This is a genomic window from Rhizobium terrae (genome assembly GCF_003425685.1).
GTDB lineage: Bacteria > Pseudomonadota > Alphaproteobacteria > Rhizobiales > Rhizobiaceae > Neorhizobium > Neorhizobium terrae.
Genome location: NZ_QJKM01000016.1, coordinates 47,126 through 61,415, shown reverse-complemented (window position 1 = coordinate 61,415; position 14,290 = coordinate 47,126). Strand labels below are relative to the sequence as shown.

Annotated in this window: 13 protein-coding genes; 9 read left to right on the top strand and 4 right to left on the bottom strand. The window is 62.6% G+C overall.

Annotated elements, in window-relative coordinates; genetic code table 11:
• Positions 1-198: 198 nt before the first annotated feature.
• Positions 199-1,230: a uroporphyrinogen decarboxylase family protein gene (locus DMO26_RS25985; RefSeq protein ID WP_117195239.1), complete on the bottom strand. Its 1,032-nt coding sequence runs from the start codon at positions 1,228-1,230 to the stop codon at positions 199-201.
• A 174-nt stretch (positions 1,231-1,404) separates the two neighbouring features.
• On the opposite strand from DMO26_RS25985, the gene DMO26_RS25980 reads away from it, so the two are divergent.
• On the top strand, positions 1,405-2,112 hold the full coding sequence (locus tag DMO26_RS25980) for a ribonuclease activity regulator RraA (protein WP_117195238.1): 708 nt from the start codon (positions 1,405-1,407) through the stop codon (positions 2,110-2,112).
• Positions 2,109-3,035: a dihydrodipicolinate synthase family protein gene (locus DMO26_RS25975; protein ID WP_117195237.1), complete on the top strand. Its 927-nt coding sequence runs from the start codon at positions 2,109-2,111 to the stop codon at positions 3,033-3,035. The genes DMO26_RS25980 and DMO26_RS25975 overlap by 4 nt, the downstream gene beginning before the upstream one ends.
• A 74-nt stretch (positions 3,036-3,109) precedes the next feature.
• Here DMO26_RS25975 and DMO26_RS25970 read toward each other — a convergent pair whose 3' ends face one another.
• Positions 3,110-4,225, bottom strand: a complete 1,116-nt coding sequence (locus DMO26_RS25970; RefSeq protein ID WP_205421264.1) for an NAD(P)/FAD-dependent oxidoreductase — start codon at positions 4,223-4,225, stop codon at positions 3,110-3,112.
• Between the two features lie 145 nt (positions 4,226-4,370).
• Between DMO26_RS25970 and DMO26_RS25965 the strand changes: the two genes are divergently transcribed.
• The 5 genes from DMO26_RS25965 (at position 4,371) to nadE (ending at position 9,121) form a co-directional block, all read left to right on the top strand.
• On the top strand, positions 4,371-5,321 hold the full coding sequence (locus DMO26_RS25965) for a D-2-hydroxyacid dehydrogenase (RefSeq protein WP_117195236.1): 951 nt from the start codon (positions 4,371-4,373) through the stop codon (positions 5,319-5,321).
• A 28-nt stretch (positions 5,322-5,349) separates the two neighbouring features.
• Positions 5,350-6,189, top strand: coding sequence for a GNAT family N-acetyltransferase (locus DMO26_RS25960; protein WP_162895061.1), 840 nt, complete (start codon positions 5,350-5,352; stop codon positions 6,187-6,189).
• A 124-nt stretch (positions 6,190-6,313) separates the two neighbouring features.
• Positions 6,314-6,568 carry an acyl carrier protein gene (locus DMO26_RS25955; RefSeq protein WP_117195234.1) on the top strand — a complete coding sequence of 85 codons (255 nt, stop codon included), beginning with the start codon at positions 6,314-6,316 and terminating at the stop codon, positions 6,566-6,568.
• Between the two features lie 10 nt (positions 6,569-6,578).
• Entirely contained in the window at positions 6,579-8,126 is a 1,548-nt protein-coding gene (locus DMO26_RS25950) for a class I adenylate-forming enzyme family protein (protein ID WP_117195233.1), read from the top strand.
• A complete protein-coding gene (gene nadE / locus DMO26_RS25945; protein ID WP_117195232.1) occupies positions 8,123-9,121 on the top strand; it encodes an NAD(+) synthase in 999 nt (332 codons plus the stop codon). Before DMO26_RS25950 ends, nadE begins: the two co-directional genes overlap by 4 nt.
• A 23-nt stretch (positions 9,122-9,144) precedes the next feature.
• Here the strand turns inward: nadE and DMO26_RS25940 are convergent, their stop codons facing one another.
• Both DMO26_RS25940 and DMO26_RS25935 read right to left on the bottom strand, forming a co-directional pair.
• The gene (locus tag DMO26_RS25940) at positions 9,145-10,251 is read right to left on the bottom strand and encodes a hypothetical protein (RefSeq protein WP_117195231.1); all 1,107 of its coding nucleotides are present in this window, start codon (positions 10,249-10,251) and stop codon (positions 9,145-9,147) included.
• A gap of 102 nt (positions 10,252-10,353) precedes the next feature.
• On the bottom strand, positions 10,354-10,746 hold the full coding sequence (locus tag DMO26_RS25935) for a PRC-barrel domain-containing protein (protein WP_117195230.1): 393 nt from the start codon (positions 10,744-10,746) through the stop codon (positions 10,354-10,356).
• Positions 10,747-11,026: 280 nt separating this feature from the next.
• Here DMO26_RS25935 and DMO26_RS25930 point away from each other — a divergent pair, with 280 nt between their 5' ends.
• Together DMO26_RS25930 and DMO26_RS25925 are read left to right on the top strand one after the other, a co-directional pair.
• Positions 11,027-12,724, top strand: coding sequence for a long-chain fatty acid--CoA ligase (locus tag DMO26_RS25930; RefSeq protein WP_117195229.1), 1,698 nt, complete (start codon positions 11,027-11,029; stop codon positions 12,722-12,724).
• 237 nt (positions 12,725-12,961) lie between these two features.
• Complete coding sequence (locus tag DMO26_RS25925) at positions 12,962-14,221, top strand: alpha/beta hydrolase (RefSeq protein WP_404947087.1); 1,260 nt, start codon at positions 12,962-12,964, stop codon at positions 14,219-14,221.
• Positions 14,222-14,290 lie beyond the last annotated feature (69 nt).

Sequence of the window (14,290 nt, the reverse complement as noted above, 5' to 3'; positions counted from 1 at the left end):
AGGCACCGCAAGGACCGGCCGATATGTGGTTTCATCCGGGCGGACAATAGCCAATACCGCACAAGCGAGCAACATCGGCCGAACCGATCGACCGACGCCGCGCCATGTGCCGTTTCGTTTGCGGCAAAAAAGACGGGCTGACTCGACTGTCAGAAGTGCTGGCCCTGCCCCCGCACCTCTGACGCTTCCGAAGCTGCCTCAGGCGGTTTCGCCGAGTTCCCGGCGCATGATCTTTGCGCCTTCGACCATGGCTCTCATCTTGCCGAAGGCCACCTCGCGGGGCAGGTATTTCATGCCGCAATCGGGCGCCACGATAATGTTCTTGGCCTCCACGTAAGGGAGTGCGCGGCGGATGCGGCCGGCGACCGTTTCCGGCGTTTCGACATTCATGTCGGAGAGATCGATGACGCCGAGCATCAACGTCTTGCCGGAAAGACCGGTCAGCGTCGAGCAATCGAGGTTCGACTGCGCGGTTTCGAGCGAAACCTGGTGGCAGGAGCAGCCGGAAAGCTGGGTCAGGAACGAATAACCCGAGGGGCGCTCGTGGATGATCGCCGCATAACCGAAGCAGATGTGGACGGCTGTCGTGCCGGTGATGCCGTCCAGCGCGCGGTTTAATGCCTTGAGGCCGTATTGCTCGGCCTTCTGCGGGCGGGCCTGCATATAGGGTTCGTCGATCTGCACCACATCGGCGCCGGCGGCGAAAAGATCGCGGATTTCGGCATTCACCGCGTCGGCATAGTCGTAGGCTGCTTCTTCCTCCGACTTGTAGAAATCGTTCTGCGCCTGCTGCGACATGGTGAAGGGGCCGGGAACGGTGATCTTGATCTTGCGGTCCGTGTGGCTGCGCAGGAATTTCACGTCCTCGGCCTCCACCGCATGCTTACGGCGGATCTTGCCGGTGATGCGCGGCACGGGGTTAGGGTGGCCGGAGCGGTCGAGCGCGGTGCCGGGATTGTCGAGATCGACGCCTTCGAGCGCGGTGGCAAACCGATTGGAATAACTTTCGCGGCGGATTTCACCATCGGTGATGATGTCGAGGCCCGCCTCCTCCTGCGCCTTGATCGCCATGATGGTGGCGTCATTCTGGGCTTCGGCAAGATATTCCTGGGGAATGCGCCAGAGCTCGCGGGCGCGGACGCGCGGCGGGAAACGACCCGCAAGCTTGGCCCGATCGATCAGCCATTCGGGTTGCGGGTAACTGCCGACGAGTGTCGTTGGAAAAAGCACCGTTCATCCTCCCCAGGTATTGCATGTGCCAATGTTGAAAGACGTTATACGGCAACGGGTCATCGTCAAGTCAATAATCGGCAGGGCGTTACTTTCCTTGACGAACGCGGGCGACCGCAGGAATATCGCGCCGCCGCCTGCCCGGGCTGCATCCTCGATACGCAAGGAGCATTCATGTCGCTGGACCCGAAGATCATCGAGACGCTGAAGGGCGTTTCCACCGCAACGCTGACCACGGTGCTTTTGAAGAAGGGGCTCAGGAATGTCTGGATGCGCGGCACCAAGCCGCTCAAACCGGGCCAGGGCCGCGTCGTCGGACCCGCCTTCACGCTGCGTTTCGTGCCGGCCCGCGAGGACCTCGCCACGCCTGAAAGCTGGGCTTCGCCGATCTCCACCCGTGCCGCCATCGAAGCCATGCCGGAAGGCTGCATCGCGGTCGCCGATGCGATGGGCGTGCTCGATGCCGGCATTTTCGGCGATATCCTCTGCGCCCGCATGGTGAAGCGCGGTGTCGCCGCACTCATCACCGACGGCGTGATGCGCGATGCCGAAGGCGTGCTTGGCACCGGCATGAATGTCTGGTGCAACGGCGTCGCCGCGCCGCCCTCCGTCGCCGGCCTGACCTTCGTCGGCTGGCAGGAGCCGATCGCCTGCGGCGGCGTCGCGGTCTTCCCCGATGACATTGTCGTGGTCGACGAGGACGGCGCCGTCCTGATCCCCGCAAAACTTCTCGACGCGGTGCTCGCCGAGGCACCGGAGCAGGAACGCATGGAAGCCTGGATCATGACCGAAGTCGATCGCGGCGTGCCACTGCCGGGCCTTTATCCCATGAATACGGAAACCAAGGCCCGCTACCAGGCCTGGAAGGACAGCCAGAAATGACATTCAATATTGAATCCAAGGGTGTCTATGCCATCGCCACCACGCCTTTCTTCGAAGACGGTTCGATCGATTTCACCTCGATCGACCGGCTGACGGATTTTTACGAGGAAAGCGGCTGCACCGGCATCACCATTCTCGGCATCATGGGCGAAGCCCCGAAGCTGGAGCCGGAGGAAAGCCGGGCGATCGTCAAACGGGTGGTGTCGCGTGCAAAGGTGCCGGTCATCGTCGGCGTCTCGGCGCCGGGCTTTGCCGGCATGCGCTCGCTGGCACGCGAATCCATGGAGATGGGCGCCGCCGGCGTGATGATCGCGCCGCCGCCTTCGCTGCGCACCGACGACCAGATCGTCAATTACTTTGCCGGTGCCGTCGAAGCGGTCGGCGAGGACGTACCCTGGGTGCTGCAGGACTATCCTCTGACGCTGACGGTCGTCATGTCGCCGGGCGTGGTCGCCAGGATCATGACCAACCATCCGTCCTGCCTGATGCTGAAGCACGAGGACTGGCCGGGGCTCGAAAAGATTTCGAGGCTGCGGGCCATGCAGAAGGCCGGCGAGTTGCGGCCATTCTCGATCCTCTGCGGCAATGGCGGCCTGTTCCTCGACTTCGAGCCGGAACGCGGCGCCGATGGCGCAATGACCGGCTACGGATTCCCGGACATGCTGACGGAACTGGTGCAGCTCTTCGCGGACGGCAAGCGGGACGAGGCACATGACCTGTTCGACACGCATCTGCCGCTGATCCGTTATGAGCAGCAACTCGGCGTCGGCCTTGCCATTCGCAAGCACGTGCTGAAACGCCGGGGTGTGATCGCCACCGATGCCCAGCGCAAGCCGTCGCAGATGCTGTCGGCCACGGCAAAGGCGGAGGTGGATTACCTGCTTGCCCGGATGGCGAAGAAGGACAAGCGTGCAGCCTTTTGATTTCGATAGCGCCCAATGATAGTCGGGTCGAACACGGCCATGCGGCCAGAGCTCAATCCAGCATCAGGCCAGCATCAGGCCAGCATCAGGCTTTTCACTCTCTCCGCAATCGCCATGGATGAGGTGAGGCCGGGGCTTTCGATGCCATAGAGCGCGGCATAGGCCGGGTGGCCGGTCGCTTCATATCCCTGGATGATGAAATCGCCGCCGCCTCCCCCATCCGGCCCGGCGACCTTGGGCCGCATGCCGGCATAAGCCGGCTGCAGAGCGCCGTCCGGCAGGGCCGGCCAATAGCGGCGTATCGCGGCGTAAAATTTATCCGCCCGGCGCGGGTCGACATCATAGTCGATCGTCTCCACCCATTCGACATCCGGGCCGAAACGCGGCTGGCCCGCGAGATCGAGCGTCAGGTGGACACCGAGGCCGCCCGGTTCCGGCACCGGATAGATCAGGCGGCTGGCCGGGGCGCGGCCGGCAAGCGAGAAATAACAACCCTTGGCGTAGTGACGCCCGGGTATCGTCGCCGGGTCGAGGCCTGCGATGTTTTCGGAAATCGTCCAAGCGTTGAGGCCGGCGGCATTCACCGCCAGACTTGCCTCGATCTCCACCGGATCGCGGCCGCCCACCGAAAGCCGGAGTGTATCCGCCAGGAGCGCACCACGCAGAACGGGCGAACTCTGTACGATCGCGCCGCCATGTGCCTCTATGTCGGCGATATAGGTTTCCATCAGGCGGTGACTGTCGATGATGCCGGTCGAGGGAGAAACGAGGGCCGCGAAACCCTTTATCTGCGGCTCCAGCCGGGCAAGTTCGGTACCGTCGATCAGATAACAATCGTTCACGTCATTCGCTTCGGCCTGTTTCAGCAGCTTTTCGAGATAGGCGACCTCCCTTTCGTCGGAGGCGACGACCAGCTTGCCGCAGCGCCGGTGCGGGATGTAGCGCTCCTTGCAATAGTCGTAGAGCTTTCGTTTTCCGGGTACGCAGAGTTCGGCCTTCAGGCTGCCTGTCGGGTAATAAAGTCCGGCATGGATGACCTCGCTGTTGCGGGCCGAGGTGATGCTGCCGGTCATCGGCTCGGCTTCGAGCAGCACGACTTCACGCCCGGAGATTGCTAATTCGCGCGCGATTGCCAGCCCCACCACGCCGCCGCCAATGACGACGCAATCAAGCTCCAGCACCTCCCCCATGCACTTCTCCGCAATTTGGCCTTCCGATTATCAGGCGGGATGATATACGAGAAAACCATCCCGGCCAGCGTTTCGGTGGCTTTGGGGTTCGCCAGGGCCGAGATTCAATTGGGGAGGAATTTCAAATCATGCAGGAATTTTCGCGATGAAGGTTGTGTTTCTCGACCGCGACACGATCGGCCCATCGGTGACGGTCACGAAGCCGGCCTTTACGCATGAATGGGTGGAATACGGCAAGACGGCGCCCGATGATGTGGCGGCCCGTATCGCCGACGCGGATATCGTCATCACCAACAAGGCGCCCGTCCGTGAGCAATCGATCGCCAACGCCAGGAAACTCAAGATGATCGCGGTCGCCGCCACAGGCTACGACGTGATCGATCTCGCCTTTGCCAAGGAGCGCGGCATCACTGTTTCAAACGTGCGCGGCTACGCGGTCAACACCGTGCCGGAGCATACGTTCGGCCTGATCTTCGCGCTCCGCCGCTCGATCGTCGGTTTCCGCCAGGACGTGATCGCCGGCGAGTGGCAGCGCGCCAACCAGTTCTGCTTCTTCAACCATCCGATCAAGGATCTCGCCGGCTCGACGCTCGGCATTTTCGGCCGCGGCACGCTCGGGAAGTCGGTGGCGAAGATCGCCGAAGCCTTCGGCATGAAGGTCCTTTTCGCGGCCCGCAAGGATGCGGAGACAATCGAGCCCGGCTACACGGCGTTCGATGAGGTGCTGGAAACCGCCGATATCATCACCTTTCACATGCCGCTGACGCCTGCCACCCGCAACCTCATCGGCATCGCTGAATTCCGCAGGATGAAGAGGCACCCGCTGATCATCAACACGGCGCGTGGCGGGCTGGTCAACGAGGCCGATCTGGTGACAGCGCTAGACGAGGGCCTGATCGCCGGCGCTGGATTCGACGTGCTGACCAAGGAGCCTCCGGCTCCGGACAATCCGCTGCTGACGATCCTCGAACGCCCGAACTTCATCCTGACGCCGCATGTGGCCTGGGCCAGCGACGAGGCGATGCAGACCCTCTGGGCGCAGGTCATCAGCCATGTCGAGAATTTCGAAAAGGGCATGCCGACGAACGTGCTGTGATACGGGGCAGAAACCGGAGAGAGCGACCATGACATCCGCCATATCCCGCCGGCGCCTTTCGGAATGCAGCCTGGAAGACGCCGCGACCGGCTTCACCGTCGGATTCTCGGGTTATGTGGTGCCTATTAACGCGACGCCGCATTCGATCCAGCTCAGGATTGATCGCGACCATGTCGATCCCGACGAGAGCTTCGTCTATTTCGACGGCGAGGCGCCGAGCGGCATCCTGCTGATCGGCCGGCGCGGCGATATTTCGAGGGTCGGCGCACTTGGTATGGGACCGACGATCCGCGGCCAGGGTTTCGGCAGCCGCGTCATGCGGGAGGCGATCGATGCGGCCAGGGCGCGCGGAGACCGGAAACTCGTCCTCGAAGTGATCGACTCCAACGAACGGGCGCGCGCGCTTTATCTGTCGCTCGGGTTTTCCATCACCCGCAAGCTGGTCGGTTTCGGCCGGAGCCGCAAACACGCTGCGCCGGACGTGGCGCCGGCGGAGAAATGCGATCTCGGAACGGCAACCAGCCTGCTTGCCCGGTTTGCCGATGCGGATCTTTCCTGGCAGACCGACCCGCTCAGTTTCGCGGCGGCCGGGCCGCCGCTCAAAGGGTTTTCCTTTGACGGCAAAGCCGTGGCGCTGCTGGACGACACGGGCAAGGACGTCCGTCTTTTCGGGCTGGCCGTCGATCCTGTCCGTCGTCGCCAGGGCATCGGCAGGGCGGCGACCGATGCGCTCGCCGCCCGTTATCCGGGACGCAGGCTCTTCTTCATCGAAAACGTCCCCGCAGGGCTTCTGGATCGCTTCATGCGGCGCATCGGCTGGCGGAAAAGCACGCTCACCCAGTCGGAAATGGGGATCGACCTCAAGTAATTCGCTCATAAACGACACATAGATAGAAAAGTATTTTCGGCTTTAGCGAAACATTTAGGGGTAGTGCGGAAGATGCCCGCTCAACCGCACGACAGAGCTATTCGCGGAAAAAGGGGGCCGGCCGATGGCGGAAGCAATCGAGCATACTGTACGTGAATTCATCTCGGAAAACTTCCTGTTCCGTGCCGATGCCAAAATAAGCGACGGCCAGTCGCTGCTGGAGACCGGTGTGATCGACTCGACCGGCGTGCTGGAACTGATCGCCTTCCTCGAGCAGACCTACGGCATCACGGTTGCCGACGAGGAGATCGTTCCGGAAAATCTCGACAGTATCAGCAACATGACGAGCTATCTCGCCACCAAGCTCGCAGCGGCCTGAGGATGCGCCGATGCGCATAGAGGCGAGGCTCCGCGACACGGCCAGGCGTTTCGGCGAAAAGACGGCGCTCGTCGCCGGCGAAGCGCGCCTGACCTATGCGGAACTCGACATCCTGTCCGACGGGCTCGCGGCGGCCTTGCAACGTGGCGGCGTCAAACCCGGCGACCGGGTATTGATGGTGCTCGACAACGGCCATGAGGCCGTCCTGAGCTTCTTCGGTGCCTGGAAGGCTGGCGCCGTGCCCTGCCCGCTCTATCCGTCGATCAAGGTGGAAAAGCTCGCAAGCATTCTGGAAAGCACCGAAGCATCGGCGATCATCGCGCAGGCGCGCCAGCGGGAGACCGTTGAAGCCGCGATCGGCAAGACGAAGCTCTCGCCCCTCCTCGTGGTTGCCCAGGCTGATGCCGCCGACAAATCGGCAGTGCATTTTGAGGAAATGGCGGTCCAGGCATTCAGAACGCCACTGCGGGAATTCGAAAACAGCGACGCCCTGGCGCTGCTCATCCACACGTCCGGTTCGACCGGCCGGCCGAAGGGCGTCATGCTCAGCCATGCCAACGTGACTGCTGCGTGCGAGGCGATCGCCTCCTATCTCGGCAACAGCGAAGACGACGTTGTGTTGAGCGTCCTGCCGCTTTCCTTCGGCTACGGCATCACGCAGATGGTGACAATGGTGATGACCGGCGGAACGCTGGTGCTGGAAAAGAGCTTCGCCTTTCCGCGCAGGATCCTGCAGCGGCTGGCGGAGGTCAAGGCCACCGGCTTTCCGCTCGTGCCTCCCATGGCCGCGCTGATCACCGGCATGAAGGATCTGGAGCCGGGTTTCCTTCCGCATCTGCGTTATATCACAAGCGCCGCCGCCGCCATGCCGCCCGCCTTTACGGAGAGGCTACAAAACCTGTTTCCGGATACGCGGCTTTTCCTGATGTATGGCCAGACGGAATGCCTGCGCGCCACCTATCTGCCACCTGAAGAGGCTGCCTATAGGCCGCTTTCGGTCGGGCGCGCCATCCCCGGCACCAAGGCTTTCGTGATCGACGAGGACGGTCGGCCGGCGGCCGCAGGTACGATCGGCGAACTCGTCATCGAAGGGCCGCATGTCATGTCCGGGTATTGGGGCGACGGGCTTTCCACGGTGCGCGCCCTTTCGCCGGTCGCCAATGGTCGGCGGCTCCATACCGGCGATCTCTTCCGTGCCGATGCGGACGGTTTCCTCTATTTCGTCAGCCGGCGCGACGACATCATCAAGACGCGCGGCGAAAAGGTCAGTCCGCAGGAGGTGGAACGCGTGCTCTATGCCCTGCCCGGCATCAAGGAAGCGGCTGCCGGCGGGATCGACGATCCGGTCTTCGGCCAGGTGATCCGCGCCTATGTGGTGGTCGAGGATGGGATGACGCTGACGGAGCGGGAGATCGTCCGCCACTGCGCCGGCCTGCTCGAAGATTACATGGTGCCGAAAAGCGTCGAATTCCGCGACGCGCTGCCTCGCACGACGACCGGCAAGATCCGGCTCGGGGCGGATGAGAACAACGCTATCACACGAGGGAATGTCGCATGACCCAGAGCCTGAAACGCGCCCCGACGGCGGAAAGATTCTCGGCCGATACGCTGAAACTCGATGCGGAGGCGGAGATCGAACGCATCTGCGGCTGGCTGCGCGAAACGGTGCTGAAGGATCTGAGGAAACGCGGTGCCGTGCTCGGCCTTTCCGGCGGCATCGATTCCAGCGTTACCGCCGCGCTCTGCGCCCGGGCCCTCGGACCGCACAAGGTGACCGGCGTCTTCATGCCGGAACATGACTCGGATCCGGAAAGCCTTCGCCTCGGCAGGGCGCTTGCCGAGGCCGTCGGTGTTGAGACCGTGCTGGAAGACATCGGTCCGGCGCTTGCCGCCGCCGGCTGCTATACGCGTCGTGACGGCTTCATCCGGCAGGTCGTGCCGGAATTTTCCGAAGGCTGGGGCTGCAAGGTGGTGCTCGAAGACGCATTGACCGGCCGCGGCTACAACATCTCCTGGCTGGTGGTCGCCAATCCGGCCGGAGAGCAGAGCCGCCACCGCATGCCGCTCGAAGTCTATCTCGGGATGATCGCCGCCGCCAACATGAAGCAGCGTACCCGCAAGCAGATCGAGTATTACCATGCCGACCGGCTGAACTTCGCCGTCGCCGGCACGCCGAACCGGCTGGAATACGACCAGGGTTTCTTCGTCAAGAACGGTGACGGCGCCGCCGATTTCAAGCCGATCGCGCACCTCTACAAGAGCCAGGTATACCAGCTCGCCGAAGCGCTCGGCGTGCCCGCCGAGATCCGCCGCCGCCCGCCGACGACCGATACCTGGTCGCTGCCGCAGGGCCAGGACGAATATTACTTCTCGCTGCCTTACGACCGGATGGACCTCTGCCTCTACGGCCTCGACAACGGGATTGCGCGGGAAGAAGTGGGTGAGGCCGCCGGACTGACACCGGATCAGGTCGATGCCGTCTGGCGCAACATCGCTTCCAAGCGGAAGGTGGCGGAATATCTGCATGCCGAGCCGGTGACGATGCTTGGCTGAGCCAATGCGAGGGCCGCCGGCCGTCAGTCGAACCGGTCGCCGATCAGCCGCATCCAGCCTTCGCCGGCGAGCCCGCTCACCAGCGCCTGGCCGGATTTGATCGGTTCGAGCAGCGTTTTGTCGCGTGCCGCCGCGACGTAAAACGAACGGCTGTGGAAGAGAGCGCCCCGCAGCATCAGCGCCGGCGTGAGCCAGGGATGTGCCGCACCACGCAATGCCGCGCAACCATAGCCATAGGCATGGGCGAAAAGGTCGTCGACGAGATCGTCCAGCCGGGCCGGCGCGGCGATCGCCTGCAGCAGCCAGCCAATGCTGCCGGGCGAGGCAAAATAGGCGTAGGCCGCAAGCGGGCGGCCGTCGGACGAATAGCCGATCCGCCACTCGGGATAACCGAAATTCCGTTTCTGCTCCGCCTGGCCGAGAAACCAGCGGATGCTTGACGGGTCCCAGCGGGGCCGCAGGGCAAAAGTGTCCTTCAGCACCAGCAACGCCTCGCCGAAGGCATCCGGCGTCACGTCGCGAAAACTGACCCTGCCGTTTGCAATGGCGGTGAACGGCGTCCTGCGGCCAAACGAAATGGCGCGGTCGGCTATTCGCCCGAACGGACGAATCAGGCGCGCAAGGCCTATCCGCCGCTCCAGCAGTTGCACTCCGGTGGAGGCGGGGCGAAGCACCTTCAGCCAGTTCATGCTATAGCCCGGATCCAGCGGGTGGCCGGCCTTCTGCCACATGCCGATCGCCGTCGCATTGGCGGTCTCGGTGAGTGAGATATCCTGGGGGCCGGCCAGAAAGGCGCGCACCAAGCGCGCACCGGCCAGCGGGTTCTCCTTGGCGTTCTCGACCATCAGCGAGCCCGCGAAGGCTGCGCGTAACGAACGATCGCCGATTTCCAGCCTCGCGGGCAGCACGCCGACGAAACCCGATACCTTGCCGTCCGACTCCGCAAAAACCTTGGAACAGAGATCCGGCTCGTTCCAGGGATGGTCGAAAAAGGCCTCTTCGAGATAGGCGGAAAGAGAGGGGGACGGCTTGCCCGACTTCCGGAAAGTTTTCTGAAAAAGCCTTGCGACCGCCTCGATATCGCTGCGCTCGAAATCGCGGATGACACCCGCTTCCTTGCCTGCCGTCATGCCCGGTCCCTCATTCGCAGGCAAACTTGCATGATGAGAATTAAATAAACGAAAAGAGGCCCCGCCAACCGCGGGGCCTCCGAAAATCCAAATGCGTACGGTTTACATCCAGTATGGCGGTACGCCGTAATAGTCGTAGATCGTGCGGCCCTTGTCGTTGAACCAAGCCTCGTCATCGAGATCCCGATATCGCGGGGCACCCGTGATCTGGTCCTTGGTGAGGTCGATGCGGTAGCCGTCGAGCTGTTCGTCGTATCGCAGCTTTTCCCAGGGCAGCGGGTAATAGTCGTCGCCGATACCCCAAAAACCGCCGAAGCTCAGGACCGCATAACCAACGCGGCCGCCACGCTTTTCGAGAAGCACGCGGGCGATGGAGCCGATATGCTTGCCGTCGGCACCGTAGACCTTCGTACCCTCGACCTTGTCGCTGGCGATCAGCGAAGGCGTGTCCTTGACATAGGGATCCTGTCCGGCTCGGGGTTCATGATGCAACATGGCGCACCTCCTTGTTTCTCGTGAACGATCACGAGAGGTGAACGCCCTGTCCGGCAAGAGGTTCCGCCACGGTGTGCGTCCGCGCGGTCCTCCCTTGCCGTTCTTCGCAATCCAATTGACGTTTACGTCAAAGTTATATAGCTGTTTAAATCTGACACTCTGGCTTGAAGCCGGGTTGCCATGGCATAATGTGTTTCTCGCGCAAAGCGGAGGACTTTGCAGCGGGCGCGCTGGAGGACGGCGCGGGACGACAAGAAGAACGATAGAGGAGGTCCAGCAAATGAACGAAGTCAGCGCACGCACCGAAGCCCATCCGACAAAGATCTGGCTCGCCTCCTACCCGCCTACCGTGCCGGCGGAAATCCCGCCGTTACCGCATCATTCGCTCGGCGAACTCTTCGAGGAGAGCTGCGTCCGATATGCGGACCGCCCGGCCTTTTCAAGCATGGGCAAGGCGCTTTCCTTTCAGGAGCTGGAAGCACAGAGCCGCAAGGTTGCGGCCTGGCTGCAGGCTCAGGGCCTGGTGAAGGGCGACCGGGTGGCGGTCATGCTGCCGAACATCCTACAGAACCCGGTGATCGTCTACGGCATCCTTCGGGTCGGCATGGTGGTGGTCAACGTCAATCCGCTCTACACGCCGCGCGAACTCGCCTACCAGCTCAAGGATGCCGGCGCAAAGGCGCTCTTCGTGCTCGAAAATTTCGCGCATGCGGTGCAGCAGGCACTGCCGAACACGGACGTAAAGCATGTGGTCGTGGCGACCATGGGCGACATGCTGGGCCTCAAGGGCCATATCGTCAATCTCGTGGTGCGCCGGGTCAAGAAACTCGTTCCCGACTGGTCGCTGCCGCAGGCCAAAAGCTTCAAGCAGGTTATGGCAGAAGGCGCCCGTCATTCGCTGACGCCCGTCGAGGTCTCGCCCCGGGATGTCGCTTTTCTGCAATATACCGGGGGGACGACGGGTGTCTCCAAGGGGGCGATACTCACGCATGCCAACCTGCTCGCCAACAAGGAGCAGATGGGGATCTGGCTCGAAACCGCATTCCTGACCAAGCCCCGCCCGGAACAGTTGCAGTTCCTCTGCGCTCTGCCGCTCTACCACATCTTCGCCTTGACGGTGAATTCGCTGATGGGTGTGGCGACCGGTAGCCACAACATCCTGATTGCCAATCCGCGCGACATCCCGGCCTTCGTCAAAGAATTGCAGAAATACAAGATCCACGTCTTCCCCGGCCTCAACACGCTGTTCAATGCGCTGATGAACAATCCGGACTTCCAGAAGCTGGACTTCTCTTCCTTCCTGCTCGTTTTCGGCGGAGGCATGTCGGTGCAGCGCCCGGTCGCCGAGCGCTGGCTGAAGATGACCGGTTGTCAGATCACCGAAGGTTACGGACTTTCCGAGACTTCGCCGGTCGCCACCGCCAACCGGCTGGACGCGGTCGAGTTCAGCGGCATGATCGGCCTGCCGATCTCCTCGACCGAGATTTCCATCCGCGACGACGAAGGCAATGAGGTGGAACTCGGCGACGTGGGCGAAATCTGCATTCGCGGCCCGCAGGTGATGGCCGGTTACTGGAATCGTCCGGACGAGACTGCCAAGGTGATGACCGCGGACGGTTATTTCCGCACCGGCGACATGGGCTATATGGACCGCCAGGGCTATACCAAGATCGTCGACCGCAAGAAGGACATGATCCTTGTCTCGGGCTTCAACGTCTATCCCAACGAGGTCGAGGAAGTGGCGGCCATGCATCCGGGCGTTCTCGAATGCGCGGCAATCGGCGTGCCCGACGAACATTCTGGCGAAGCGGTCAAGCTCTACGTGGTGAAGAAGGACCCCAATCTGACGGAAGCCGACCTCAAGGCCCATTGCGTCGCCAATCTCACCAACTACAAGCGACCGCGCTTCATCGAGTTCCGCAGCGAACTGCCGAAGTCGAATGTCGGCAAGATTTTGCGGCGCGAGTTGCGGGGGTAACGGATAACGGGCGCAGGTGCATCCAACACCCTGATCCCTGTGCTTGTCACAGGGATCAGGGAGAATATGGGGTGTCCATCTGAGAAATAACCCATCGCCTGCCGGAACCGGCGGTTACCGTTGCATAGGAGAGACAGCCGGCAACACAGAGTAGACTCCGGCACGACAATCCCCGCGTTACCGGTAGACGATCCGGCAATCCTCGATTAGCCATTCCCGAGGGGCCGGGCAGTCAGCATCGTTGGAGTTCGCTTGGGAAACCGCGCCGGATTTTCGTCTCGTTGGATTGCCGCCTTCTCGGTGCTGGCCATTCTTGCGGGCTGCGCCGGGCGGCCGGAAGGCGTGCTTATTCCGACGGCGACGCAGGCCTCCGGCGCTTCGAAAGTCGACGTGCTCGTCGCCACGACCCGGCAATCGAGCCAGACGCCGGGGGTGCTGTTCTCAGGCGAGCGCGGCAAGGAACCGCAGGTCACCGAGATCGCCGTTTCCATTCCGCCGGACAAGGCCCGCGAGGTTGGCCAGGTGCAGTGGCCGTCCAAACTTCCCGCCAATCCGGCAAAGGAATTCGCCACTCTCTCCGTCACTCCGGTCGAAGCCGGCGCTGCCCGATCATGGGTCAGGAGCCACCTGCCGAAAAGCCGGCGGGTGCTGGTCTTCGTGCATGGTTTCAACAACCGATATGAAGATGCCGTCTACCGCTTCGCCCAGATCGTCCACGATTCAAAGGCGGACGCCGCGCCGGTGCTGTTCACCTGGCCGTCGCGCGGCAGCATCTTCGCCTACAATTACGACAAGGAAAGCACCAACTATTCCCGCGACGCGCTGGAGATGATGCTGCGCCGCCTGGCACAGGAACCTGGCGTCGGCGAAATCACCGTCATGGCGCATTCGATGGGCTCCTGGCTGACCGTCGAGGCGCTCAGGCAGATGGCGATCCGTGACGGGCGCGTGGCGCCTAAGATCCAGAACGTCATCCTTGCCTCACCCGATCTCGACGTTGACGTGTTCAGCCGCCAGCTTGCCGAGATTGGCGAAAAGCGGCCGCATTTCACCCTGTTCGTCTCCCAGGACGACCGGGCGCTCAGCCTGTCGCGGCGCATCTCCGGCAATGTCGACCGGCTCGGACAGGTGGATCCCACCGTCGAGCCCTATCGCAGCGAATTCGAAAAGGCCGGCATCGTCGTGCTGGATCTTACCAAGCTCAAGACCGGAGACGGCCTGAACCACGGCAAGTTCGCCGAAAGCCCGGAAGTGGTAAAGCTGCTCGGCAACCGACTGATCGCCGGCCAGACGGTCACCGATTCCGACGTCGGGCTCGGTGAGCATCTCGGAGCCGTTGCGCTCGGCGCCGCGCAGACCGTCGGGAGCGCCGCAAGCGTCGCCGTCAGCACGCCGATCGCGATCTTCGATCCGGTCACCCGCCGGAACTACAGGGATCAGGTCGATCGTTTCGGCAATTCGGTCGGGAACGCGGTGGCGACCAGTGTCGGGCAATAAAACCGCACTTGCCTTCGACCACGCTTGATTTGACATGCAAAGCGAATAGGTTCGCCAGCATCTCTCTTC